25 protein-coding genes are annotated in these 25,274 nt (G+C 65.9%); 22 read left to right on the forward strand and 3 right to left on the reverse strand.

The annotated features are described in order from the left end of the window. Positions 1–15: 15 nt before the first annotated feature. The 3 genes from thiC (at position 16) to V9L21_RS14205 (ending at position 3,074) form a co-directional block, all read left to right on the forward strand. Entirely contained in the window at positions 16–1,902 is a 1,887-nt protein-coding gene (gene thiC, locus V9L21_RS14195; RefSeq protein ID WP_337312844.1) for a phosphomethylpyrimidine synthase ThiC, read from the forward strand. A 56-nt stretch (positions 1,903–1,958) separates the two neighbouring features. Continuing rightward, a complete protein-coding gene (locus V9L21_RS14200; RefSeq protein WP_337312846.1) occupies positions 1,959–2,651 on the forward strand; it encodes an HAD family hydrolase in 693 nt (230 codons plus the stop codon). Positions 2,652–2,747: 96 nt separating this feature from the next. Next, positions 2,748–3,074, forward strand: a complete 327-nt coding sequence (locus V9L21_RS14205) for a thioredoxin family protein (protein WP_126748240.1) — start codon at positions 2,748–2,750, stop codon at positions 3,072–3,074. Positions 3,075–3,416: 342 nt separating this feature from the next. Here V9L21_RS14205 and V9L21_RS14210 read toward each other — a convergent pair whose 3' ends face one another. Beyond that, the gene (locus tag V9L21_RS14210; RefSeq protein WP_337312849.1) at positions 3,417–4,445 is read right to left on the reverse strand and encodes an AraC family transcriptional regulator; all 1,029 of its coding nucleotides are present in this window, start codon (positions 4,443–4,445) and stop codon (positions 3,417–3,419) included. Between the two features lie 140 nt (positions 4,446–4,585). On the opposite strand from V9L21_RS14210, the gene V9L21_RS14215 reads away from it, so the two are divergent. From V9L21_RS14215 to V9L21_RS14240, 6 genes are all read left to right on the forward strand, one after another. Further along, positions 4,586–5,758, forward strand: a complete 1,173-nt coding sequence (locus V9L21_RS14215; protein WP_157616060.1) for an isovaleryl-CoA dehydrogenase — start codon at positions 4,586–4,588, stop codon at positions 5,756–5,758. 159 nt (positions 5,759–5,917) lie between these two features. Continuing rightward, positions 5,918–7,588 (forward strand): AMP-binding protein, encoded by a 1,671-nt coding sequence (locus V9L21_RS14220; RefSeq protein WP_337312852.1) that lies wholly within the window; start codon positions 5,918–5,920, stop codon positions 7,586–7,588. Beyond that, positions 7,585–9,210 carry a carboxyl transferase domain-containing protein gene (locus tag V9L21_RS14225; protein ID WP_337312854.1) on the forward strand — a complete coding sequence of 542 codons (1,626 nt, stop codon included), beginning with the start codon at positions 7,585–7,587 and terminating at the stop codon, positions 9,208–9,210. Before V9L21_RS14220 ends, V9L21_RS14225 begins: the two co-directional genes overlap by 4 nt. Positions 9,211–9,555: 345 nt before the next feature. Further along, positions 9,556–10,344, forward strand: a complete 789-nt coding sequence (locus V9L21_RS14230; RefSeq protein ID WP_337312856.1) for an enoyl-CoA hydratase/isomerase family protein — start codon at positions 9,556–9,558, stop codon at positions 10,342–10,344. A gap of 9 nt (positions 10,345–10,353) precedes the next feature. Further along, positions 10,354–11,025, forward strand: coding sequence for a DUF4126 domain-containing protein (locus tag V9L21_RS14235; RefSeq protein ID WP_337312858.1), 672 nt, complete (start codon positions 10,354–10,356; stop codon positions 11,023–11,025). After that, entirely contained in the window at positions 11,018–13,021 is a 2,004-nt protein-coding gene (locus V9L21_RS14240) for an acetyl/propionyl/methylcrotonyl-CoA carboxylase subunit alpha (protein WP_337312860.1), read from the forward strand. Before V9L21_RS14235 ends, V9L21_RS14240 begins: the two co-directional genes overlap by 8 nt. 1 nt (position 13,022) lies before the next feature. On the opposite strand, the gene V9L21_RS14245 is transcribed toward V9L21_RS14240, so the two are convergent. Then, on the reverse strand, positions 13,023–13,337 hold the full coding sequence (locus V9L21_RS14245; RefSeq protein WP_126748232.1) for an EthD family reductase: 315 nt from the start codon (positions 13,335–13,337) through the stop codon (positions 13,023–13,025). A gap of 160 nt (positions 13,338–13,497) precedes the next feature. Here V9L21_RS14245 and V9L21_RS14250 point away from each other — a divergent pair, with 160 nt between their 5' ends. From V9L21_RS14250 to V9L21_RS14310, 13 genes are all read left to right on the forward strand, one after another. Further along, on the forward strand, positions 13,498–14,418 hold the full coding sequence (locus V9L21_RS14250) for a 2-hydroxyacid dehydrogenase (RefSeq protein WP_337312863.1): 921 nt from the start codon (positions 13,498–13,500) through the stop codon (positions 14,416–14,418). A gap of 106 nt (positions 14,419–14,524) precedes the next feature. Further along, complete coding sequence (locus V9L21_RS14255; RefSeq protein ID WP_337312865.1) at positions 14,525–15,262, forward strand: IclR family transcriptional regulator; 738 nt, start codon at positions 14,525–14,527, stop codon at positions 15,260–15,262. Between the two features lie 7 nt (positions 15,263–15,269). Beyond that, complete coding sequence (locus V9L21_RS14260; RefSeq protein ID WP_028259574.1) at positions 15,270–15,653, forward strand: cupin domain-containing protein; 384 nt, start codon at positions 15,270–15,272, stop codon at positions 15,651–15,653. Between the two features lie 26 nt (positions 15,654–15,679). Continuing rightward, positions 15,680–16,693: a Bug family tripartite tricarboxylate transporter substrate binding protein gene (locus tag V9L21_RS14265; protein WP_337312867.1), complete on the forward strand. Its 1,014-nt coding sequence runs from the start codon at positions 15,680–15,682 to the stop codon at positions 16,691–16,693. Beyond that, entirely contained in the window at positions 16,690–17,925 is a 1,236-nt protein-coding gene (locus V9L21_RS14270) for a CaiB/BaiF CoA transferase family protein (protein ID WP_337312869.1), read from the forward strand. The genes V9L21_RS14265 and V9L21_RS14270 overlap by 4 nt, the downstream gene beginning before the upstream one ends. Further along, positions 17,922–19,091: an acyl-CoA dehydrogenase family protein gene (locus V9L21_RS14275; RefSeq protein ID WP_337312871.1), complete on the forward strand. Its 1,170-nt coding sequence runs from the start codon at positions 17,922–17,924 to the stop codon at positions 19,089–19,091. Before V9L21_RS14270 ends, V9L21_RS14275 begins: the two co-directional genes overlap by 4 nt. Before the next feature lie 13 nt (positions 19,092–19,104). Further along, positions 19,105–19,398, forward strand: coding sequence for an acylphosphatase (locus V9L21_RS14280; RefSeq protein ID WP_337312873.1), 294 nt, complete (start codon positions 19,105–19,107; stop codon positions 19,396–19,398). A gap of 139 nt (positions 19,399–19,537) precedes the next feature. Continuing rightward, positions 19,538–20,458 carry a hydroxymethylglutaryl-CoA lyase gene (locus V9L21_RS14285; RefSeq protein WP_337312875.1) on the forward strand — a complete coding sequence of 307 codons (921 nt, stop codon included), beginning with the start codon at positions 19,538–19,540 and terminating at the stop codon, positions 20,456–20,458. Between the two features lie 31 nt (positions 20,459–20,489). Next, positions 20,490–20,978: a YbaK/EbsC family protein gene (locus tag V9L21_RS14290; RefSeq protein WP_337312877.1), complete on the forward strand. Its 489-nt coding sequence runs from the start codon at positions 20,490–20,492 to the stop codon at positions 20,976–20,978. Next, a complete protein-coding gene (locus V9L21_RS14295) occupies positions 20,975–21,241 on the forward strand; it encodes a DUF1289 domain-containing protein (protein WP_337312879.1) in 267 nt (88 codons plus the stop codon). The genes V9L21_RS14290 and V9L21_RS14295 overlap by 4 nt, the downstream gene beginning before the upstream one ends. Next, a complete protein-coding gene (locus tag V9L21_RS14300) occupies positions 21,238–21,882 on the forward strand; it encodes a 2-hydroxychromene-2-carboxylate isomerase (protein ID WP_337312881.1) in 645 nt (214 codons plus the stop codon). The genes V9L21_RS14295 and V9L21_RS14300 overlap by 4 nt, the downstream gene beginning before the upstream one ends. Positions 21,883–22,051: 169 nt before the next feature. After that, a complete protein-coding gene (locus tag V9L21_RS14305) occupies positions 22,052–23,746 on the forward strand; it encodes an MFS transporter (RefSeq protein ID WP_337312883.1) in 1,695 nt (564 codons plus the stop codon). A 119-nt stretch (positions 23,747–23,865) separates the two neighbouring features. Continuing rightward, complete coding sequence (locus V9L21_RS14310) at positions 23,866–24,039, forward strand: hypothetical protein (RefSeq protein WP_337312885.1); 174 nt, start codon at positions 23,866–23,868, stop codon at positions 24,037–24,039. A 4-nt stretch (positions 24,040–24,043) separates the two neighbouring features. Here the strand turns inward: V9L21_RS14310 and V9L21_RS14315 are convergent, their stop codons facing one another. Beyond that, positions 24,044–25,165, reverse strand: a complete 1,122-nt coding sequence (locus tag V9L21_RS14315; protein WP_443304884.1) for an ABC transporter substrate-binding protein — start codon at positions 25,163–25,165, stop codon at positions 24,044–24,046. Between the last annotated feature and the right edge of the window lie 109 nt (positions 25,166–25,274).

Consider the following 25,274-nt stretch of genomic DNA (forward strand, 5'->3'; position numbering starts at 1 on the left):
CAAGGAGTGCCCCGCATGAATGCCCCCGACAAGTTCACCTCCCTGCTTTCGCTCACGCGCGAGCCCTTTCCCGCTTCGCACAAGTGCCTGATTCCGGGCAGCCGGCCCGACCTGAACGTGCCGGTGCGCGACGTGCTGCTGACCAACGGCGAGACCGTGTCGCTCTACGACACCTCGGGGCCCTACACCGACGCCAAGGTAGAGATCGACGTGCGCCGGGGCCTGCCCGATGTGCGCGGCGCCTGGATCGTCGAGCGCAACGACACCGAAAGCTACGAAGGCCGCTCGCACCAGGCGCTCGACGAGGGCCTCAAGCACGCGCACGACCACGATGCCCAGCGCCTGGCCGAACTGCGCGCCGGCGCCTCGGCATTGCAGCGCACGCCGCGCCGCGCCAAGTCGGGTGCCAATGTCACGCAGATGCACTATGCCCGCCGCGGCATCGTCACGCCCGAGATGGAGTACGTGGCCCTGCGCGAGAACGGCAAGCGCGAGTGGATGGCCGAATACCTGGCCAACGAGGAGCGCGCCAAGCGCGTGGCCGGCAACCCGATGGGCGCCAGCATTCCGCGCATCATCACGCCGGAGTTCGTGCGCGACGAGGTGGCACGTGGCCGCGCGATCATTCCGGCCAACATCAACCATCCCGAAGTGGAGCCGATGGCCATCGGCCGCAACTTCAAGGTGAAGATCAACGCCAACATCGGCAATTCGGCAGTCACCTCGAGCATCGAGGAAGAAGTGGAAAAGCTCGTGTGGGCAATCCGCTGGGGCGCCGACAACGTGATGGATCTTTCCACCGGCAAGAACATCCACACCACGCGCGACTGGATCGTGCGCAACTCGCCGGTGCCCATTGGCACGGTGCCGATCTACCAGGCGCTTGAGAAGGTGGGCGGCGTGGCCGAAGACCTGACCTGGGAGATCTTCCGCGACACGCTGATCGAGCAGGCCGAGCAGGGCATCGACTACTTCACCATCCACGCCGGCGTGCGCCTGCCATTCATCCACCTGACGGCCGACCGCATGACGGGCATCGTCTCGCGCGGCGGCTCGATCATGGCCAAGTGGTGCATCGCGCACCACAAGGAGAGCTTTCTCTACGAGCGCTTCGAGGACATCTGCGACATCATGAAGGCCTACGACGTGAGCTTTTCGCTTGGCGACGGACTGCGCCCGGGCTCGGGTGCGGATGCGAACGACGAGGCGCAGTTTGCCGAGCTGCGCACACTGGGCGAGTTGACGCAGATCGCATGGAAGCACGACGTGCAGACCATGATCGAAGGGCCGGGCCACGTGCCGATGCACATGATCCAGGCCAACATGGACGAGCAGCTCAAGCACTGCCACGAGGCGCCGTTCTACACGCTCGGCCCGTTGACGATCGACATCGCGCCGGGCTACGACCACATCTCCAGCGCCATCGGCGCCGCGATGATCGGCTGGGCCGGCACCGCGATGCTGTGCTACGTGACGCCGAAGGAGCACCTGGGCCTGCCCGACCGCGACGACGTGAAGCAGGGGATCATTGCGTACAAGATCGCCGCGCATGCGGCGGACGTGGCCAAGGGGCACCCTGGGGCGCGTTCGCGCGACGATGCGCTCAGCAAGGCGCGCTTCGAATTCCGTTGGCAGGACCAGTTCAACCTGGGGCTCGACCCCGACACGGCACGTGAATTCCACGACGAGACGCTGCCCAAGGATTCGAGCAAGGTGGCGCATTTCTGTTCGATGTGCGGGCCGAAGTTCTGCTCGATGAAGATCACGCAGGAAGTGCGCGAATACGCCGCCAAAAAGGGCGTGGCCGAGGCCGAAGCCATGGCCGAGGGCATGGAGGAAAAGTCGAAGGAGTTCATGGCGGGCGGCGGGGAGATCTACATCCCGATACGGCCCGTGGCCTGAGCGCGCCCGGGGTCGTTGCTACCATGAGGGGCTCTCCCCGAAACCCCTCCAGTGCAATGACCCCATTTCCCTTCGCCGCAGTCCTCTTCGACTGCGACGGCGTTCTTGTCGACTCCGAACCCATCACCAACCGCGTGCTTGCCGAAATGCTCGGCGAACTCGGTTGGCATCTCACCACCGAAGAGTCGATGAACACCTTCACCGGCAAGGCCGTGAAGGACGAGACGGACCTCATCGAATCCAAGACCGGCGTCAGGATTACCGAGGAGTGGCTCAGGGCGTTCAGGGCGCGCCGCAACGAAGCCCTCGAGCGCGACCTGGTAGCCATTCCCCACGCCCCCGTGGCCATCCGCGATATTCATGCAAGGCTCAAGGGCCGCATCGCCTGCGCCTCGGGTGCCGACCGCCACAAGGTCGAGCTTCAACTGGCGAAGGTGGGCCTGCTCGATTGCTTTCAAGGCCGTATCTTCAGCGGCCACGAAATGCCGCGCTCCAAGCCGCACCCCGACGTGTACCTTGCCGCCGCCGAGGCGCTAGGCGTCGATCCGAAGCGCTGCGCCGTAGTCGAAGACACCGTCACGGGCGCCATGGCCGGCGTGGCCGCGGGCGCCACGGTGTTCGGCTACAGCACCGGCGAATCAGGCCACAGCGGACCCGAGGCGCTGCGCAGCGTCGGCGCGCTGCAGGTGTTCAGCGACATGCGGGAACTGCCCGCGCTGCTTGCCTCGCATGGCATGCAGCCCGCCTGAAAAAAACAGGTCAAAAAAACCAAGCCCCTGCCACGAACAAGCCCGCAAAATTTTGGTGCAATGGGCCAAGCAACCCAAGAAAGGAGCCAGATCGTCATGACTTCCGAATACAAGACCGAGCAACCGGCCCGCGCTGAAATCGACGCCCTGAAGGGCCCCGCGGTGGTCGAGTTTGGTACCAACTGGTGCGGCATCTGCAAGGCCGCGCAACCCAATATCGCAGAGGCTTTTGCCAAGTATCCGGACATCCCGCGCATCAAGGTCGAAGACGGCAGCGGCCGTCCCTTGGGGCGCTCGTTCAACGTGCGCCTATGGCCCACGCTGGTGTTCATGCGCGACGGCAAGGAAGTCGCGAAGCTGGTGCGGCCGGAAGACAGCCAGTCGATTTCGGATGCGCTGGCTTTGATTGCTCAGCCGGGGTGATTGCTCGGTTTTAGCGCTGCTTCTTTCAGGGCGGCGCGCCCGCCGACGGGGTACCTTTCTCCGCGAATGTCCCCCGGCCTGCGGCCTCCTCCTTTATTTCGCTGCGTAAGGCACCCCGCCAGCGGGTGCGATGTACAGAGCAGTCGTTGATCAGCGGTACACCAGCAGCGTGCCCAAGTGCACAGGGCATCGGGTGCTCCGCGCAGCGAAATAAAGGAGGAGGGGCGCAGCCCCGGGGGACATTCGCGGAGGGGAGTACCCGGTGGCCTGTGCACACGCCCTGAACAGCAGCCCCCGCACAACCCCCCCCGCACAACTCCCCCGAACAGCAGCAAAAACAAACTACAACCCCAGCGCCCGAAAGTCACGCGGCGCATGCCCGGTCCACTGCAGGAACGCACGCGAAAAACTCTTCTCGTTGCGAAACCCCACCGCCAGTGCCACCTGCTTGATCGGCCGACTGGTCCGGCGCAGCTGCTCCACCGCCATCTCGTGGCGCACTTCGTTCTTCAGCACCTGCAGCGATGTCCCTTCTTCGTGCAGTTGCCGGTGCAGCGTGCGGCCTGATACGTTGAGCAGCGTGGCCAGCGCCTCCGCCGTCGTGGCCTCGCCGGCGCGCGAGCGCAACAGCTCTCGCACCCTCTGCCCCAGCAGGCGGTCGCGGCGGTACTGCAGGATGGTGAGCGGCAACGCACGCTTGAGCATTGCGCGTAGCGCCCGCTCGTCACGCTGCAAGGGCAGGGCGAGATAGCGCTCGTCAAAGCTGATGGTGGCCTGCGGCGCGTCGAAGCGCACCTCCGGCGTGAACATTGGCGCGTAGGCATCGCGGTGCGGCGGGGCCGCGAACGGAAAGGTCGCGTTGCGCAGCGAAATGCGCGAGTCGATGGCCCAGCACATGTAGCCGTGCATGAAGCGCAGGCTCGTCACCAGGCAAAACTCGCGAAAGGCCTCGTCCAGCGGGCGGTTCTCGGCAATGCGAAGCGTGGCCACGCCGCCCGCCACCTCGAGCGCAAGACCTATGTCTTCGGTAAGCAGCCGGTGGTGCCGGCACCAGCGCTTGATGGCCACGCCCAGGTCGGGCGAACTCAGCGACGCGCGGCACAGCATGCCGTAGCTGCCCCAGGGCAGGCGCCGCGAGAACCAGCCCAGCGCTTCGTCGTCCAGCTCCTGCATGGCATGTTCCGACAATGCCTCGAACTGCGCCGCCGTGACCCGCGCGCCCGGCCGCGCCAGCTCGCGCGGCGTGATCTGTGCCGCTTTCAGGGCTTCGGCAGGGTCCATGCCGTAGCGCTCATAGCCCTTCACAATGGCTCTCACAAAGGCCATGGGCGTGACGGCTCGGGCGGGTTTCAGGAAGGCGGGCGAGGTCATGGTCGGGCGAGGAGTGCGTGGCGCAATTTGCAACCATTGTGGCGCCAATTGCGGCGCGGCGAGGCGTAAGCTGCGTTCTTCCAAGCGCCAATCCGCGTGGGTAGCTCTGCGCGCCGACCCCCTCAGAGGAGACAAGACACATGCACGATCCCGGCCTGAACTTTGACCTGGGCGAGGACATCGACTCGCTGCGCAGCGCCATCCAGGACTTTGCCGCGAACGAAATCGCGCCCCGCGCCGCCGACATCGACCGCGACAACCTGTTTCCGCACGACCTGTGGCAAAAGCTCGGCGAACTCGGCCTGCACGGCATGACCGTGAAAGAAGAGTTCGGCGGCACCGAACTGGGCTACCTGGCGCACATCGTGGCCATGGAAGAAGTCTCGCGCGCCTCCGCCTCGGTGGGCCTTTCTTACGGCGCGCATTCCAACCTGTGCGTGAACCAGATCCACCGCAACGGCAGCGACGCGCAAAAGAAAAAGTACCTGCCCAAGCTGGTGAGCGGCGAGCATGTGGGCGCGCTGGCCATGAGCGAGCCCAACGCCGGCTCCGACGTCGTGAGCATGAAGCTCAAGGCCGAGAAGAAGAACGGCTACTACGTGCTGAACGGCGGCAAGATGTGGATCACCAACGGTGGCGACGCCGACACGCTGGTGATCTACGCCAAGACCGAACCCGAGATGGGTGCGCGCGGCATGACGGCCTTCATCGTCGAAAAAAGCTTCAAGGGCTTTTCGGCCGGCAGCAAGCTCGACAAGCTCGGCATGCGCGGCTCCAACACCTACCCGCTGTTCTTCGACAACTGCGAAGTGCCGGAAGAAAACGTGCTCGGCGGCGAAGGCATGGGCGCCAAGGTGCTGATGAGCGGGCTCGACTACGAGCGCGCGGTGCTGTCGGGCGGCCCGCTGGGCATCATGGCGGCCTGCATGGACGCGGTGCTGCCCTTCATTCACGAGCGCAAGCAGTTCGGCCAGAGCATCGGCGAGTTCCAGCTGATGCAGGGCAAGTTGGCGGACATGTATTCGACCTGGCAGGCCACGCGTGCCTATGTGTACGCGGTGGGCAAGGCCTGCGACCGCAACGACCATGCGCGCACCTTCCGCAAGGACGCGGCCGGCGCCATTCTTTACTCGGCCGAGAAGGCGACGTGGATGGCCGGCGAGGCGATCCAGGCGCTGGGCGGCGTGGGCTACACCAAGGAGTTTCCGGTCGAGCGGCTGTGGCGCGATGCCAAGCTGTATGAGATTGGCGCGGGGACGAGCGAGATTCGAAGGATGTTGATCGGGCGCGAGTTGTTTGCGGAAACTGCGTAGGATGAATCGCGCCGCCTCCTCTTGCTCCCTCTCCCTTTGGGAGAGGGCAGGGGTGAGGGCAGCAGCGATCATGTCGCGCGCTGTGCTTCTTCCGAGGCCGGGCGCCCTCACCCCAACCCTCTCCCAAAGGGAGAGGGAGCAAGACAAGGAGACAAGACGATGCCACTGACGCAGAGCCTGGCCCAAGGCGCCACCGAAGTCCCCCTCATCGAACAAACCATCGGCGACTTCTTCGACGACATGGTCGCCAGGCAGCCCGACCGCGAAGCCCTCATCAGCCGCCACGAAGGCAAGCGCTTCACCTACCGCGAGCTGCAGGCTGAATCCAACAAGCTGGCGAGCGCGCTGCTGAAACTGGGCCTCGCCGCAGGCGACCGCGTCGGCATCTGGTCGCACAACAACGCGCCCTGGGTGCTGATGCAGATCGCCACCGCCAAGGTCGGCCTGATTCTCGTCAACATCAACCCGGCCTACCGCACTTCAGAGCTCGAATACGCGCTCAACAAAGTCGGCTGCAAGGTGCTGGTGACGATGGCGCGGTTCAAGACCAGCGACTACCTCGGCATGCTGCACGAGCTGGGCCCAAAGCGCCTGCCGCAGCTGCAGCACACCTTCTGGATTGACGGCAACGCGGCAGCCGATGTGGAAGAGCCTGGCATGCGGCGCTTCAGTCAGCTGCTGGCAAGTGGCGATGCAGCCGACCCGCGCGTGGCGCAGGTGCAGAAGACGCTCAAGGCCACCGACCCCATCAACATCCAGTTCACCAGCGGCACCACGGGCTTTCCGAAGGGTGCAACGCTCACGCACCGCAACATCCTGAACAACGGCTTCTTCATCGGCGAGTGCATGAAGCTCTCGCCCGCCGACAGGCTGTGCATTCCGGTACCGCTGTATCACTGCTTTGGCATGGTTCTCGGCAACCTGGCCTGCCTCACGCATGGCTCGGCCATCGTGTACCCGAACGACGGTTTCGATCCGCTCACGGTGCTGGAGACCGTGCAGGCCGAGAAGTGCACCGGGCTGCACGGCGTGCCCACGATGTTCATTGCCGAGCTTGACCATCCACGCTTCAAGGAGTTCGACCTTTCCACGCTGCGCACCGGCATCATGGCCGGCTCGCCGTGCCCCATCGAGGTGATGAAGCGCGTGGTGAACGAAATGCACCTGAGCGAAATCACCATTGCCTACGGCATGACCGAGACCAGCCCGGTGAGCTGCCAGAGCAGTACCGACACGCCGCTGGACAAGCGCGTGTCCACTGTCGGCACCGTGCAGCCGCACATCGAGGTGAAGATCGTCGACCCAGAGACCGGCGCCATCGTGCCGGCTGGCCAGTCGGGCGAGCTGTGCACGCGCGGCTACTCGGTGATGCACGGCTACTGGGAAGACGAGCCGAAGACGCGCGAGGCCATCGACGCCGAGCACTGGATGCACACCGGCGACCTGGCCACCATGGACGCCGAGGGTTACGTCAACATCGTCGGCCGCATCAAGGACCTGGTGATCCGCGGCGGCGAGAACATCTACCCGCGCGAGATCGAGGAGTTTCTGTACCGCCACCCGAAGGTGCAGGACGTGCAGGTGGTCGGCCTGCCCGACAAGAAGTACGGCGAAGAGCTCTGCGCCTGGATCATCGTCAAGCCCGGCCAGAGTGCAACCGACACCGAGATCCGCGACTTCTGCAAAGGCCAGATCGCGCACTACAAGGTGCCGAAGTACATCCAGTTCGTCACCGAGTTTCCGATGACGGTGACCGGCAAGATTCAGAAATTCAAGATCCGCGAAGCCATGACCGAGCAGCTCGGTCTTACGCAAGAAAAGACAGCATGAGCAAACTCGAAACCAAACTGAATGCGCGTTCCGCCGACTTCCAGGCCAACGCCGCGGCGATGCGCGCGCTGGTCGACGACCTGCACAAGCAGTTCGCAAAAGTGGAGCAGGGCGGCGGCGAGGCCGCGCGCGCCAAGCACACCGCCCGCGGCAAGCTGCTGCCGCGCGACCGCGTGGCCGAGCTTCTGGACCCGGGGACGCCCTTCCTCGAGATTGCGCCGCTCGCCGCGCATGCGATGTACCTCGACGCCAAGGGGGCCGAATCGGCACCCGGCGCCGGTCTGATCGCGGGCATCGGCCGCGTGAACGGCGTCGACTGCATGATCGTTTGCAACGACGCGACGGTGAAGGGCGGCACCTACTACCCGATGACGGTGAAGAAGCATCTGCGGGCGCAGGAGATCGCCGAGCAGAACCGGCTGCCCTGCATCTACCTGGTCGATTCGGGCGGCGCCAACCTGCCGAACCAGGACGAGGTGTTTCCGGACCGCGACCATTTCGGCCGCATCTTCTACAACCAGGCCAACATGAGCGCCCAGGGCATTCCGCAGATCGCGGTGGTCATGGGGTCGTGCACGGCCGGCGGGGCCTACGTGCCGGCGATGAGCGACGAATCGATCATCGTGAAGAACCAGGGCACCATTTTCCTGGGCGGCCCGCCGCTCGTGAAGGCAGCAACGGGCGAGGTCGTTACGGCCGAAGACCTGGGCGGCGGCGATGTGCACACGCGGTTGTCGGGCGTGGTCGACCACTTGGCGCAGAACGACCTGCACGCGCTGGCGCTTGCGCGCTCGGCGGTGGCCAACCTCAACGCGAAGACGGCCGCTGAAGGCGCCGACAAGGCCGCCGTACGCGAACCCGCGTTCCCGCGCGAAGAGCTCTACGGCGTGATTCCGACCGACACGCGCAAGCCGTTCGATGTGCGCGAGATCATCGCGCGCATCGTCGACGGCAGCGAGTTCCACGAGTTCAAGCAGCGCTTCGGCGCCACGCTGGTCTGCGGCTTCGCCGAGATCGAGGGCATGCCGGTCGGCATCGTCGCCAACAACGGCATCCTGTTCTCCGAATCGGCCCAGAAGGGCGCGCACTTCATCGAGCTGTGCTGCCAGCGCAAGATCCCGCTGGTGTTCCTGCAGAACATCACCGGCTTCATGGTGGGCCGCAAGTACGAGAACGAAGGCATCGCGCGCCATGGCGCCAAGATGGTGACCGCGGTGGCCACCGCCAACGTACCGAAGTTCACCATCATCATCGGCGGCAGCTTCGGCGCCGGAAACTACGGCATGTGCGGCCGCGCATACAGCCCTCGCTTCCTCTGGATGTGGCCCAACGCGCGCATCAGCGTGATGGGCGGCGAGCAGGCCGCGAGCGTGCTGGCCACGGTGAAGCGCGACGGCATCGAGTTGAAGGGCGGCAGCTGGAGCAAGGAAGAGGAAGAAGCCTTCAAGGCGCCGATTCGCCAGCAGTACGAAGACCAGGGCCACCCGTACTACGCAACAGCGCGGCTGTGGGACGACGGCATCATCGATCCGGCGGATACGCGGCGGGTGCTGGCTTTGGGTCTTGCTGCTGCACGCAACGCGCCCATTCCAGAGCCGAAGTTCGGCATCTTCCGGATGTAGTCATGGCACAGCTTTCTTGCGCTTCGGGTCGATGTGGGCGTTGCCTTTCAGGGCGCGCCCCCGCCGACGGGGTACCTTTCTCCGCGAATGTCCCCCGGCCTGCGGCCTCCTCCTTTATTTCGCTGCGCAAGGCACCCCATCAGCGGGTGCGTTGGGCAGAGCCGTGGTTGATCAGCGGAGCACCAGCAGCGTGCCCTGGTGCACAGGGCATCGGGTGCTCCGCGCAGCGAAATAAAGGAGGAGGGGCGCAGCCCCGGGGGACATTCGCGGAGGGGAGTACCCGGTGGCCTTTGCACACGCCCCGAAAGCACCGCGAACCACGCATCAGCACCACGGACGACTGACATGACCTTCACCAAACTGAAACTGGAAGTCCAGGACACAGTAGCGCGCATCTGGCTGGACCAGCCCGACGCACGCAACGCCTTCGATGACATCGTCATCGCCGAACTGACCCAGGCCTTCAACGAAGCCGGCGCCCAGCCGCAGGTCAAGGCCATCGTGCTCGGCGCGAACGGCCCTGCCTTCTGCGCCGGAGCGAATCTCAACTGGATGCGCCGCATGGCCGACTACACCCGGGACGAGAACATCGCCGACGCGGGCAAGCTGGCCACCATGCTGCGCACCATTGCCGAATGCCCCAAGCCCACCATCGCCCGCGTGCAGGGCGATGTGTATGCGGGCGGCATGGGGCTGGTCGCGGCCTGCGACATGGCCGTGAGTGTCGACACGGCTTGGTACTGCCTGAGCGAAGTGAAGATCGGCCTCGTGCCCGCGACCATCAGCCCGTATGTGCTGCGCGCCATGGGCACGCGTGCATCGCAGCGCTACTTTCTTACTGCGGAGCGCTTCACCGCCGCCGAGGCGCATCGCATCGGCTTCGTGCATGAGGTGGTCGCGGCCGATGTACTCGATGCCAAGGTTGATGAGCTCGTGAAGGCGCTCACCAGCGCCAGCCCTGCCGCGGTTCGCGCCTGCAAGCAGCTGATCGCCGACGTCGACGGCCGCGAGATCGACGATGCGCTCATCGCCAAGACGGTGGAGGGCATTGCCGACATCCGCGCGAGCGATGAAGGCCGCGAGGGCGTGCAGGCCTTCCTGCAGAAACGCAAGCCGTCCTGGCTCGGCCGCTGAGCGCACGCTATGAACGCGCTCGACATGCCCCAACTGCTTGCCCTGGCCGCGGCAGTCGGCTGGGCCAGCGGCGTGCGGCTGTACCTGGTCGTGCTGCTCACGGGGATGGCTGGCTACTTCGGCTGGGTGCCTCTGCCCGGCGGGCTGCAGATGCTCGCGCATCCGGTCGTCATTGCGGCGAGCGGCTTCATGGTGTTCATCGAGTTCTTCGCCGACAAGATTCCCGGCCTTGATTCGCTCTGGGACGTGGTGCACACCGCCATTCGTATTCCGGCCGGCGCTGCACTCGCGGCCAGCGTATTCGGCGCCGACCATGGGGCCATGGCCGTTGTTGCGGCGCTGCTCGGCGGCGGCTTTGCGGCCACCGCACATGCAGCCAAGGCCACCACGCGCGCGGCAATCAACACTTCGCCTGAGCCGTTTTCCAATGTGGGTGCTTCGCTGGTCGAAGACAGCATGGTGCCCGCGGGCCTGTGGTTGGCGGTCGCGCATCCGCTGGTCTTTCTGGTGCTTTTCGTGCTGGTGCTCGTGCTCAGCGTGTGGCTCATCCGCAAGAGCTGGCGCTTTCTGAAGGCATTGTTCAGCCGCGTGGCGCGCATCTTCAGCGGCCGACCCGATCCGGGCGTCGTGCCTGCATTTCAACTGAAAAAGAATCCTCCGGGAGACACTCCGAATGTTTAAAAAGATCCTGATCGCCAATCGCGGTGAAATTGCATGCCGAGTGGCAGCGACCGCCCGCCGCATGGCCATTCGCACCGTGGCCGTGTACTCCGATGCCGACGCGCATGCCAACCATGTGCGCGCCTGCGATGAGTCGGTGCACCTCGGCGGCAGCGCACCGAAAGACAGCTACCTGCGTTGGCAGAAGATCCTCGAAGCCGCCAAGGCCACCGGCGCTGAAGCGGTGCACCCCGGCTACGGCTTCCTGAGCGAGAACGAAGAGTTCGCACAAGCTTGCGCCGACGCCGGGCTTGTCTTCATCGGCCCGCCGCCCTCGGCCATCAAGGCGATGGGCCTGAAGGCCGAGTCGAAACAGCTGATGGAAAAGGCCGGCGTGCCGCTCGTGCCCGGCTATCACGGGCACGACCAGGACCCGGCACTGCTGCAGCGCGAGGCCGACCGCATCGGCTACCCGGTGCTCATCAAGGCGAGCGCAGGCGGCGGTGGCAAGGGCATGCGCGCAGTCGACAAGGCCGAAGACTTTGCGGCGGCGCTTGCTTCATGCCAGCGCGAGGCGATCAACAGCTTCGGCGACGACGCGGTGCTGATCGAAAAATACGTGCAGCGCCCGCGGCACATCGAAATCCAGGTGTTTGGCGACACGCATCGCAACTACGTCTACCTGTTCGAGCGCGATTGCTCGGTGCAGCGGCGGCACCAGAAGGTGCTCGAAGAAGCGCCCGCACCCGGCATGACCGAAGCCATGCGCAAGCAGATGGGAGAGGCGGCCGTGGCTGCGGCGCGTGCCGTCGATTACGTGGGCGCCGGCACCGTCGAGTTCATCGTCGAGCAGCGAGAAGGCGGCGAAATGAACTTCTTCTTCATGGAGATGAACACGCGCCTGCAAGTCGAGCACCCGGTGACCGAAGCCATCACCGGCCTCGATCTGGTGGAGTGGCAGCTGCGCGTGGCCTCGGGCGAGCCGCTGCCGGCCAAGCAGCAGGAGCTGCAGATCCATGGCCATGCCATCGAAGCGCGCATTTGCGCGGAGAACCCCGACAACAACTTTCTGCCTGCCACCGGCACATTGCGCGTGTACCGCAAGCCGCAGGCCACGGCTTTCCAGCGCAGCCGCGTGCGCATCGACGACGGCGTGCGCGAGGGTGGCGAGATCTCGCCCTTCTACGACTCGATGATCGCCAAGCTCATCGTGCACGGCAGCACGCGCGACGAGGCGCTGGCGCGGCTCGATGCGGCGCTGGCGCAGGTGCAGATCGTGGGCGTGTCGACCAACGTGCAGTTCCTGCGCGGCATTCTCGCGACCGACTCGTTCTCGAAGGCCAACCTCGACACGGCGCTGATCGAGCGCGAGCGCGCCGTGCTGTTCGACCGCGAGGCACTGGGCCTGCCGCTCGCCGCCGCCGCCGCCATCACCCGCACGCTGATCGTTGAGCGTCCGGTTGGCGCACCCGACCCGTTCGAGCGGCGCGACGGCTGGCGCGCGATGGGCGAGTACCGGCGCCACTTCGACTTCGAGTTTCGCGGAGCCGAGCAGACCGCCCTGCTGACCTACAAGCGCGACGGCACCCTGTGGCTCGAAGCCGGCGGTGCGCAAGGCCCGCTGGTCGTGGGCCAGTTCCCGACGGGCGAGTTCGAAGTCGAGTTCGCGGGCACGCGGCAGACGCTCGATGTGCATCTGGACGGTGCCACGGCGCATGTGTTCGCGTCGAAGGGTGCGACGAAGATCACGGCCATCGACCGGCTGGGCCATGCCGGCGACACCCATGCCGAAGGCGGCCGGCTCACGGCGCCGATGCCCGGCAAGGTCGTGTCGTTCGCGGTCAAGGCCGGCGACAAGGTCAGCCGCGGCCAGCCGCTCGCGGTGATGGAAGCCATGAAGATGGAGCACACCATCGCCGCGCCGGCCGACGGCACCGTGGAAGAGCTGATGTTCGCGCCCGGCGAGCAGGTGGCCGAAGGCGACGAATTGCTGCGGATGGCCGCGGCAGCGGCTTGAGTCAGCCCACCACCACTTCGCTGATCTGCATCACAGGCGCGATGTCGGTGTAGTTCCTGATGTCGCCGAGGATCTCCTTTGCATGCGGGCCGAAGGCCGCCTGAAAAGCTTCGGTCGATTCGCAGAACACATGGCACATGCCGACATAGGTCGGCGGCGTGCCGGGTGCGCCGCCGGCGAGGCCCTTGTCGATGGTGTACGACTTGCAGGCGTCTCCCATGCGGGCCTTCAGAAGCGGCATGTGCGTGTCGCGGTAGTAGGCGTGGTCGAATCGGGCGCCCTCGGTGTAGGGGTACATCACGCTGACTTTGATCATTGCTTCGGTCTCCTGGTGTTTCGATGTCTTTGGTGGTCGCGCACCAGCATAGAAGAAGGCCTGGGGCGCTACAAGCGGCCATTGGTCATGGGCCCGGGCAGGCCGCGGCGTGGCCGGGCCCTCCAGCAGCCCGTCTAACGGCCCCCTCTAAGATTGGGCCATGAAAATCATCGTCTCTCTCACCGACAACCGCCCCGAACCGTGGATCGAAGGCCTCAAGGCCGAGTTGCCTGAAGCGCAGATCGAGACCTGGCAGCCGGGTGCCGCCCAGGCCGACCATGCCGTGGTGTGGGCGCCGCCGCAGCAGCTGCTCGACGAGCAGCCGCAGCTGCGCGGCTTGTTCAACATCGGCGCGGGCGTGGATGCGCTGCTCAAGCTGAAGGTTCCGCCGCAGACGCGCATCGTGCGGCTCGACGATGCCGGCATGTCGGTGCAGATGGCCGAGTACGTGTGCCACACGCTGATCCGGCACTTCCGCGAATTCGACGTCTACGAGGCCGATGCGCGCGAAGGGCGCTGGAGCTACCGCAAGCCGCGGATGCGGCGCGACTTTCCGGTTGGCATCATGGGCCTGGGCGTGCTGGGTGAAAGGGTTGCCAAGGCCGTGGCGCAGTTCGAGTTTCCGGTGCTGGGCTGGAGCCGTTCGCCCAAAGCCATCGATGGCGTGAAGGTGTTCAGCGGCGAGGCGCAGTTCGACGAGTTCCTGTCGTCCACGCGCGTGCTGGTCAACCTGCTGCCGCTGACCGATGCCACGCGCGGCATTCTCAACCGCAACACGCTCGGCAAGCTGCGGCCGGGCGGCTATCTCATCAGCATTGCGCGCGGCGCGCACCTGGTCGAAGACGACCTGATCCCGATGCTCGACGCGGGCCAGCTGGCGGGCGCCACGCTCGACGTGTTCCAGGTCGAGCCACTGCCCGCCGAGCATGCCTTCTGGCGCCATCCGAAGATCACGGTCACGCCGCACGGCTCGGCGCGCACGCTGCGCGAGGAATCCATTGCCCAGATCGCCGGAAAGATCCGCGCCATGGAGCAGGGCCTGCCGGTCAGCGGCGTGGTCGATTCCGTTCGGGGCTACTGACCGACTGCGTTCGCTGCCCGCCAGAAGTGGCGGCGATCGGCAAAAGGAGGGGTAGGCAGGGCAAACCCCGACGCGATTCGTTTTTCACATACACGAAAATTACTTCATGGTTGTGAAAACTGCTTTTCGCGTGATCGAGATCGTCGAGCTCTTCGCCCGGGAGAAGCAGCCGCTGGCGCTGTCCGAAATGGCGCGCCTGCTCGAAATGCCCGTGTCCAGCTGCCTCGGGCTGATTCGTACGCTCGAAGAGCAGGGCTACATGTACGAAACCGGCCGCCGTCAGGGCTACTACCCGACCGGCCGGCTGCTCGCCATGGCGCAGATCATCGCGGCGCACGACCCGGTGCTCGACCGCGTGCGGCCTGCGCTAGAAGAGCTGCGCGACGGCGCACGCGAAACCGTGTTGTTCGGCAAGTTCCGCGACCCGAACACTGTCGTCTACCTGGAAGTGCTGAGCGCGCCGCAGAGCATTCGCTACTCCGCCGAGTCGGGCGAAACCCGCCCGGCCTATGCCAACTCGATGGGCCGCGCGCTGCTTTCCACGCTCGCGCCCGAGGCGCGCCGCAAGCTGCTCGAAGCGACCCGGCTGCTGCCGCTGACCGACGCCACGCTGACCACCGCCGAGGCCATCGAAAAAGAACTCGAGCGCTCACCGGCACGCGGCTGGTACGGCAACCTGGGCGAAAGCATTCCGGACCTGGTCGGCCTTGCGTGGCCGCTGCGCATCGGAGGCGAGGCCTACGCCATCTCGGTGGCGGGCCCGCGCTATCGGCTGGAGCCCCGCATCGACGACGTGGCCGCCATGCTGCGCTCGGCCTGCCTGGCCATCGAACACAAAGGCTGAAAAAACAATGACATCTCCACGCTACTTCGTCCGCGAAAGCGAGATTGCCGGCTATCACCCGGCCAACCACACCGGCACGCTGAACAAGCGGCTCATCGGCCCTGAAACCGTGGGCGCGAAGCAGCTCGAGGTGCTGGTCGGGCACATCCAGAAGGGCAAGGGCGCGTTGCCCCATGCGCATCCCGGCATCGAGCAGGTCTGCTACATGCTCGAAGGTCGGGCCGTGGCCGAAGTCGGCGGCCAGCGGCAAGAGCTGCACCCCGGCGACAGCTGCTTTTTTCCGGCCGACGCAATGCACACCTTCACGGTGGTGAGCGACGAGCCGGTGCGCGTGCTGGTCATCTACAGCCCGCCGTACGAGGAACTGCCGGAGCGCGTGATCCGGCCCTGACCGACAACAACCCGGAGACAGACAACATGCAGACGACGAAGAACGCGACAGAAACAGTCGCGGTGGCAAGCCGCCGCCGTTTCATTTCCATCGGAGCCGCGGCAGGCCTTGCCGGCGCGGCGCCGTGGGCCTTTGCGCAAGAGGGCTATCCGAAGCAGCCGATCAAACTCATCGTGCCCTTCGCAGCCGGCAGCGGCACTGATGCGGTGGCGCGCATCACCGCGCAGATGCTGGGCGAGGCACTGAAGACCTCGGTCATCGTCGACAACCGCGCCGGTGCCAACGGCGTGATTGCCGCCGAGTTCGTGGCCAAGGCGCCGCCCGACGGCTACACGCTCTTCATGACGACCAACACCACGCACTCGGCGAACCCGAGCCTGATGAAGTCGCTGCCCTACGACCCGGTGAAGGACTTCGCGCCCGTGAGCCGCATGGGCAACCTGCCGTTCATGCTGGTGGTGAACAACGACCTGCCGGTGAAGAGCGTGGCCGAGCTGCTGGCCTGGGGCCGTGCCCATCCGGGCAAGCTCACTTATGCAAGCGGCAACAGCACCGGCATCGTGAGTGGCGCCACGCTGTCGCGCATGAGCGGCGTGCCGATGCTGCACGTGCCTTACAAGAGCACGCCGCCGGCCATTGCCGACCTGATCGGCGGGCAGGTGTCGATGATGGTGGTCGACCTGGCTGCGGGGCTCGCGACGGTGAAGGCCGGCAAGATGCGCGCGATTGCCGTCACCACGCAAGAGCGCACCAAGCTCTTTCCCGAACTGCCGCCATTGGCCGATACGCCCGAACTCAAGGGCTTCGACATCACGTCTTGGAACGGCGTGTTCGCGCCTGCAGGTACGCCTCGCGACATCGTGCTGAAGCTGAACAAGGTGCTGTCGGAAATGGCGAACGGCGCGGTGTTCCGCGAGCGGGTGGCGAAGCTGGGGTTCGATGCGTTCGGCAGCACGCCTGAAGAGTTGGGTGCGTTCACTGTGGCGGAACTGGCCAAGTGGAAGAAGCTGATTCAGGCCGCCGGCATTCAACCGGAATGAGTTCGCCCGACACTTCCGCCGGACCTCTCGACGGCATCCGCATCCTCGACCTCACGGCGGTAGTGATGGGACCCTACGCCACGCAGACGCTCGGCGACCTGGGCGCGGACATCATCAAGGTCGAGCCGCCTTCAGGCGACAACCTGCGCGCGGTCGGTCCGATGCGCAATGCCGGCATGGGCGCGATGGCGCTGCACCTCAACCGCAACAAGCGCTCGATCGTGCTCGACCTGAAGCAGCCCGAAGGCCGCGAGGCGTGCCTGCGGCTCGCGGCCGGCTGCGATGCGCTCATCTACAACACGCGGCCGCAGGCAATGGCGCGGCTCGGGCTTGGCTACGAAGCGGTGGCCGCGGTCAACCCGAAGATCGTCTACCTCGGCGCGTTCGGCTACGGCGAAAAAGGCCCGTATGCCGGCAAGCCCGCGTACGACGACCTGATCCAGGGCGCGGCCGGCGTCGCCTCGCTCTTTGCGCAGCAAAGTGGCGGCGCACCACGCTACGCCCCGGTCACGCTGGCTGACCGCGCCGTGGGTTTGCAGGCAGCCATCGCCCTGCTGGCTGCTGTGCTGCATGCTCAGCGCACCGGCCAGGGCCAGGCGGTGGAAGTGCCGATGTTCGAGGCGCTTTCGCAGTTCGTCATGGGCGACCATCTCGGTGGCCACAGCTTCGAGCCGCCGCTCGGTCCGACCGGTTATGCGCGCCTGCTCGCGCCGCACCGCAAGCCCTACGCCACGGCCGATGGCTACCTGAGCGTTCTGATCTACAACGACAAGCACTGGCAGGCCTTCTTCGACGTGATCGGCCGGCCCGAGCTGCGCGACTCGCCGATGTTCGGCACGCACACCGCGCGCGCCGCGAACATTGGTGCGGTCTACGCGTTCGTGGCCGAGGTGATGGCCACGCGTGGCAGCGACGAATGGATAGCGGTGCTCGAAGCAGCCGACATCCCGGTCGCGCGCCTGCACAGCACCGAGAGCCTGCTGGACGACCCGCATCTGCGCGCGGTCGATTTCTTTCCCGAACTCGACCACCCGAGCGAGGGCCGCATCCGCACGCTCGCGCCGGTCGGCCGCTACAGCGCCACGCCCGCGGCCATTCGCCGGCCCGCGCCGCGCATCGGCGAACAGAGTGTCGAGTTGCTGCGCGAAGCCGGCTATGCAAGCGAAGAGATCGAACGGATGCTCGCGCGCGGCGTGACGCTGCAGCCGGAACCCACGAAGGACAGCGAATGAACTTTTCCCTGAACGAAGACCAGCGCTCGCTGGTCGCCGCCATCGAGCGCCTCTGCGAAGACTTTCCCGCCGACTACTGGCGCGACCACGACGACCGCGCCGCGTTCCCGCACGAGTTCCACCGCGCCGTGGCGGACAGCGGCTGGCTCGGCATCGCGATGCCCGAGGCGCAAGGCGGCGCGGGGCTCGGCATCACCGAAGCGGCGCTGATGATGCGCGCCATCAGCGCCTCGGGGGCTGGCATGTCGGGTGCGTCTTCGGTGCACATGAACATCTTCGGACTCAACCCCGTGGTGGTGTTCGGCAGCGAGGCGCAGCGCCAGCGCTTCTTGCCGCCGCTGATCGCCGGCACCGAGAAGGCCTGCTTCGCCGTGACCGAGCCCGACGCGGGGCTCGACACCACGAGCCTCAAGACGCAGGCGGTGCGCCAGCCCAACGGCAGCTACCTGCTGCACGGCCGAAAGATCTGGATATCGACCGCGCAGGTGGCCGACCGCATGCTGATCCTCACGCGCACCACGCCGATTGACCAGGTGAAGAAGCCCACGCAGGGCCTCACGCTGTTCTACACGCCGCTGGACCGCAGCAAGGTCGAGGTGCGTGAGATCCACAAGCTGGGGCGCGCGGCGGTGGACTCGAACATGCTCTTCATCGATGGGCTCCAGGTGCCCGAGGAAGATCGCATCGGCGAAGAAGGCCGCGGTTTCGAGTACATCCTGCATGGGCTCAACCCCGAGCGCATCCTGATTGCAGCCGAGGCCATCGGCATGGGCCGCGCCGCGCTGCGCATTGCCTCGCAGTACGCACAGGAGCGCATCGTGTTCGGCCGGCCCATCGGCCAGAACCAGGGCGTTGCGCATCCGCTTGCGCGCGCCTGGGCCAACCTCGAGGCCGCCGACCTGATGGTGTTCAAGGCCGCTACGCTGTACGACGCGGGCGAGCCGTGCGGCATCGAGGCCAATGCCGCCAAGTACCTAGCGGCCGAAGCGGCGCACGACGCCTGCCAGAACGCGGTTCTCACGCTGGGCGGCATGGGCTATGCGAAGGAATACCATGTGGAGCGGCTGCTGCGCGAGAGCTACATTCCGCGCATTGCGCCGGTCAGCCCGCAGATGATCCTGAACTTCATCGCGGAAAAAGCGCTCGGCTTGCCCAAGTCGTACTGATGTTGTCCATGCCATGAATCCACCTGCCGTCACTCGTCATCTCGTCATCCGTGGCCTGGTGCAGGGCGTGGGCTATCGCTGGTCGATGGTGCAGGCCGCGCGGCGCCTGGGCGTGTGCGGCTGGGTGCGCAACCGCCGCGACGGCAGCGTGGAGGCGATGGCCTTCGGGCCGGCTGCGGCGGTCGATGCGCTCGTCGCCTGGGCCCGCAGCGGTCCGGACGGCGCACACGTGGATGCACTGGAAGCGGAAGAAGCCCCTGCGCCCGCCGAGCCGCCGTCGGATTTCGTGCAGCGCGAAACGGCGTGAACCGCCGCGCTGGCGCGATCTGCAACGCCGCTGGCAGGCATTGCAACCCTTGGCGCAGGCGCGGCCGAGCACGGCGGACGCAGACGGCCGACAATTGGCGCACGCTTTTTCCTTCCCCCAGCGAACCCAGAGAAACGCCATGAAACTCCCCGCCAAGGTCAAGATCGTCGACGTCGGTCCGCGCGACGGACTGCAGAACGAGAAGCAGCCGGTCTCGGCTGAAGTCAAGATCGGGCTGGTGCATCGCCTGCAGGACGCCGGCCTGAAGGAGATCGAGGTCACCAGCTTCGTGAGCCGCAAGTGGGTGCCGCAGATGGCAGACAACGCCGAGGTGATGCACGGCATAAGCCGCAAGCCCGGCGTGCGCTACTCGGTGCTCACGCCCAACATGAAGGGCTTCGAAGCCGCCATTGCCGCGCCGCGCGAAGAGTGGCCCGACGAGATCGTGGTGTTCGGCGCTGCGAGCGAGGCCTTCAGCCAGAAGAACATCAACTGCTCGATTGCCGAGAGCATCGAGCGTTTTGCGCCGGTGGTGGCCGCGGCTCGCGAGAAGGGCATCGACGTGCGCGGCGCCATGTCGTGCACGGTGGGCTGCCCGTACGAAGGCGAGGTTGCACCCGAGCGTGTGGGCATGCTGGCGAAGCTGATGAAGGACATCGGCGTGCAGCGCGTGGATGTGGCCGACACCATCGGCGTGGGCACGCCGGGTAAGGTGCGGGCTGCCATCGAGGCCACGCTGGCGCACTTCGGCGTGGACCACATCTCGGGCCACTTCCACGACACCTACGGCCAGGCGCTGGTCAACACGCTGGCCTCGCTGGAGCTGGGGGTCTGGAATTTCCAGTCGTCCTCCGCCGGGCTGGGCGGCTGCCCCTACGCCAAGGGCGCCACGGGCAATGTGGCGACCGAAGACGTGGTGTACATGCTGCACGGCATGGGCATCGCCACCGGCATCGACCTGGACAAGCTGATCGACGCGGGCGTGTACATCAGCGATGCGCTGGGCCGCGAGCCGAATTCGCGGGCGTCGAAGGCGATCCGCACGAAAAGGGCGGGATGATGAGCAACGACGAAAAGCGTGGAGGCAACTGATGTGCGGCGCTGAACTTCATTCGCTGCCCGAGGGCGTGCAGCGCGTTTCGCGTGCGCTGCAGGACGCGGGCCACCCCCATTCGCCGCGCATGCTCGACGATGCCTGCCGCACCGCGCAGCAGGCGGCCGATGCGCTCGGCATCCTGGTCGGGCAGATCGCCAAGAGCATCATCTTCCGTCGCAAGAGCGACGACGCGGCGGTGCTGGTCATCACCTCGGGCGACAAGCGTGTCGACGAGAAGAAGGTCGACGCACTCATCGGCAAGACCGGCCGCGCCGACGCAGAGTTCGTGAAGGCGCGCACCGGCTTCACCATCGGCGGCGTCTCACCGGTAGGGCATGCGACGGAGCCGGTGGTTCTGATCGACCGCGAGCTGTTCCGCTTCGAGGAGATCTGGGCCGCGGCCGGGCATCCGCATGCGGTGTTCCAGCTGCGCCCGCAAGACCTCGAGAAGCTCACCGGCGCGCCGGTGGCCGACGTGGTGTGAACTTCGACGCCGCGGAACTGCTGGCCGAGCGCGCCACCGCCGTACAGCGCTCGGCCGGCGATGCGCCTTCGCCCTGCACCTCCGTCTGCCGCATGGACCGCCAGAGCGGCTTTTGCGAAGGGTGCCTGCGCACCATTCCCGAGATTGCGGCCTGGAGCAAGATGGACGACGCAGCGCGGCGCGGCGTGTGGCGTGCAATAGAGTTGCGGGCACGCGCCGGCATCTGGCGGCTCCCCGAGGCATCTGGAGACAACCACGCATGAAGCACATCGACTTTTACCTGGACTTCATCTCGCCCTACGCGCACCTTGCGTTCGAGCACCTGCCAGAGGCGCTCGAAGGCCTGAGCTACAGCGTGGCCTACAAGCCCGTGCTGCTCGGCGCACTGCTCAAGCACCACGGCCAGCTCGGCCCCGCGGAGATTCCAGCCAAGCGCGCCTGGACCTACCGCCATGTGCTCTGGCTCGGCCATGCGAACGGCATTCACATCGAGATGCCCGCATCGCATCCGTACAGCCCGCTGCCGCACCTGCGGCTTGCGGTCTCGACTTCGGAGGACGGCAGCATCAGCCGCCTTACGGGAGAGACGATTTTTCGCAACGTGTGGCGCGGTGGAGAAGAGGCCGGCGATGCCGCGCGCCTGGCCGCGCTGGCTGCGCAACTCAAGCCCAAGCGTGACATGAACAGCGACGAGAGCAAGGCCCTGCTCAAGCGCAATACCGACGAAGCGCTGCAGGCGGGCGTGTTCGGCACGCCCGCCTATGCGGTGGACGGCCGCCTGTTCTGGGGCTTCGACGGGCTTGCGATGCTGCGCGCCTACCTGGCCGGCGACACGTGGTTCGACGGACCGCAATGGGCCGGTGCCGACCAGCGGCCTTCGATGCTGCGCAGCAGCAAAAACTGATTGGTGGTTTCCCGATTTCTTACAACCTGAAACGAGCCCTGCGGGTTTCACCTTAATCCGTAAGCGTCGGTTCAGTTTCGCGAAAGGCTCGGGTCAGTCGCGCCTCCAAGAATGCCTCACGGTCCCGAATGCCGGGGCTGAACGAACGCATACACAGGAGACGACGCAAATGGCAGCAACACTGGATTCGAGGGGGATGCCGCATCCGGCCCCCCGGCCCATGTCCGCGGAGGAAAAGAAGGTCATCTTCGCTTCCTCGCTTGGCACGGTGTTCGAGTGGTACGACTTCTACCTTTACGGTTCGCTGGCCGCGATCATCGCGAAGCAGTTCTTCAGCGGCCTCGATGCGGGCGCCGCCTTCATCTTTGCGCTGCTGGCATTTGCCGCGGGCTTCCTGGTACGGCCGTTCGGCGCCATCGTGTTCGGCCGCCTGGGCGACATGATCGGACGCAAGTACACCTTCCTGGTCACCATCCTGATCATGGGCCTGTCGACCTTCATCGTCGGCCTGCTGCCCAGCTACGCGACCATCGGCGTTGCCGCACCGGTGATCCTGATTGCACTGCGCATGCTGCAGGGCCTTGCGCTCGGCGGTGAGTACGGCGGTGCCGCCACCTACGTGGCCGAGCACTCGCCGCACGGCAAGCGCGGCGCCTACACCTCGTGGATCCAGACCACCGCAACGCTCGGCCTGTTCCTGAGCCTGCTGGTCATCCTGGGTGTGCGCACCTGGCTCGGCGAACAGGCGTTCGGCGACTGGGGCTGGCGCATTCCCTTCCTGGTGTCGATCGCACTGCTCGGCATCTCGGTGTGGATTCGCCTGTCGCTTAGCGAGTCGCCCGCCTTCCAGAAGATGAAGGCCGAGGGCAAGACCTCGAAGGCGCCGCTGTCCGAATCGTTCGGCCAGTGGAAGAACCTCAAGATCGTGATCCTGGCGCTCATCGGCCTGACCGCCGGCCAGGCCGTGGTCTGGTACACGGGCCAGTTCTATGCGCTGTTCTTCCTGACGCAGCAGCTCAAGGTCGATCCCACCACCGCCAACCTGATGATCGCCGCCTCGCTGCTGCTGGGCACGCCGTTCTTCGTGGTGTTCGGCACGCTGTCCGACAAGATCGGCCGCAAGCCGATCATCATGGCGGGCTGCCTGCTGGCCGTGGTGACCTACTTCCCGGTCTTCAAGATGATCACGGAATATGCCAACCCCGACCTGGCCCGCGCGCAAGCGACCGCCGGCGTCACGGTGACAGCCGATCCGAAGTCGTGCTCGTTCCAGGGCAACCCGGTGGCACGCGAGATCGACTTCAGGAGCTCTTGCGACATTGCCAAGCGCTACCTGGTGCAGAACTCGGTGAGCTACGACAACGTCGAAGGCGCCCCCGGCTCCAAGGCCATCGTCAAGATCGGCAGCAAGACCATCGAAGCACCGGTCGGCAACGTGGTCAACCTGAAGTTCGACGAATCGTCCGCCAAGGAAATCGCAGCCTTCAAGAAGGCCGTGGCCGACGACCTGAAGGTGGCGGGCTATCCGGCCAAGGCCGACCCCGCCAAGATGAACAAGCTGATGGTCGTGGCGCTGCTGTTCTGGCTGGTGCTGCTAGTCACCATGGTGTACGGCCCCATTGCCGCCATGCTGGTCGAGTTGTTCCCCACGCGCATCCGCTACACCTCGATGAGCCTGCCGTATCACATCGGCAACGGCTGGTTCGGCGGCCTGCTGCCGACCACCGCCTTCGCTATCGTGGCGACCACCGGCAACATGTACAACGGCCTCTGGTACCCGATCATCATCGCCGCGGTGACGCTGGTCGTGGGCACGCTCTTCATCCGCGAGACGAAGGACGTGGACATCTACGCCAACGACTGACGCGAGGCATGTTCGACAGGAGGGCGCAAGCCGGCCCTCCGTTCAACAAAGGGGCTTCATGCCGTCGGCATGAGGCCTTTTTCTTGAACCCATTGAACCCCCATCAGGAGATTGAACCCATGTGGAAACTCGTTTTCGGCTTCGTCATCTTTGCCGCTGTTGCCCTTTACGTGATTTCGAAGGGCGGTGACAAGATCGACATGTCCGGCGAGAAGCACGGCGGCGATGTGACGCACGAGCCCGCGCCCGCTACCCCGGCGGCCCCCGCAGCGCCTGCTGCGCCCGCCAAATAAGCCGCTATCGCTTGAAGCGGCCTTCGCTGACGATCGACAGGTCGACGTAGTCGATGCCTGTGTGGTCCTGCGGCGAATAATTCACGTCGAGCTTGCCGCCCACGTCGTAGCGAAAACGGTTGAGCGTGGCGATCAGCCTGGCGCGGGTCGGCCTGGGGCCGGTGCGGCGCAGGGCCTCCACCAGCACCTTGGTAGCCACAAAGCCCTCGAGGAATGCCGGCGACAGCTCGGTCTGGCCCCGGGCCTGCGCGAGCGCCATCGCTTCCTTGACCAGCGGATGGCCGAGCGCGCGCTCGTAGGGCAGCACCTGCGTCACGATCACGCCGGTGCTGGCGGAGCCGAGCTCCTTGATGAAGCCTGACGCCGCGTTGTTCGACAGCGTGATGATCTGCGCCGCCGAGCCCGCGGCGCGCAGCGCCTTCACGCCGTCGGTTACCGCGGTGCCGGAGCCTATCCACAGCACCGCCTGCGCGTTGGCCTTGATGAGCTGCGGCACGATCGCCGCGTAGTCGGGCTTGCTGCGGTCGGCAAGCGCAAGCACGGCCGGCGCCAGCCCGGCCCGCTCGAAGCCCCGGCTCGCGCCTTCCATCGCGTCCCTGCCGAAAGCATCGTCGGCCTGCACCACCGCAATGCGCTGGATGCCGGTGGTGTACAGGTGCTGCACCGCCGTTTCAGCCTCGCGCTGGTAGGTCGAGCGCACGTTGAATACGTTTTTCTGCAGCGGCTTGTGCAGCGCCATGGCGCCGGTCGAAGGGCCGACCAGCGCCACGCCGTGTTGGTCGAGCAGGGGAATGACGGCAAGGGTGTTGGGCGTGCCCCGGTTGAGCAGCAGCGCCAGCACCTTCTTGTCCTCGATGAGGATTCGGGTGTTCTCGAGCGAGCGCCTGGGGTCCAGGCCGTCGTCCAGCCGGATCACCTCGATCTGCTGGCCGTGGACACCGCCTTGGGCATTCACATGGTCGATGACCAGTTGCGAGCCCATGATCGTTTCCTTCACGCCCACCGCCGCCGGGCCCGACAGGTCGGCCGACTGCCCGATGACGATCTGCGCCGATGCGCCGGAGACCGCCGCGGCCAAGCCCACGGCCAAGAAAAGCGCGGCGGCGCGGAACCTGTACATCTTCATCGAACGAGCCTTTACGCGAAGCGGATGCTTCCGTCGGAAGATGCGCAAATGTGTTGCAGCGAGTGGCGTTCACTCGCTCGTGGAAACCCTGTCAAACCATAGTTTCCTA

This window comes from Variovorax sp. CCNWLW235, from assembly GCF_037204085.1.
Lineage (GTDB): Bacteria > Pseudomonadota > Gammaproteobacteria > Burkholderiales > Burkholderiaceae_C > Variovorax.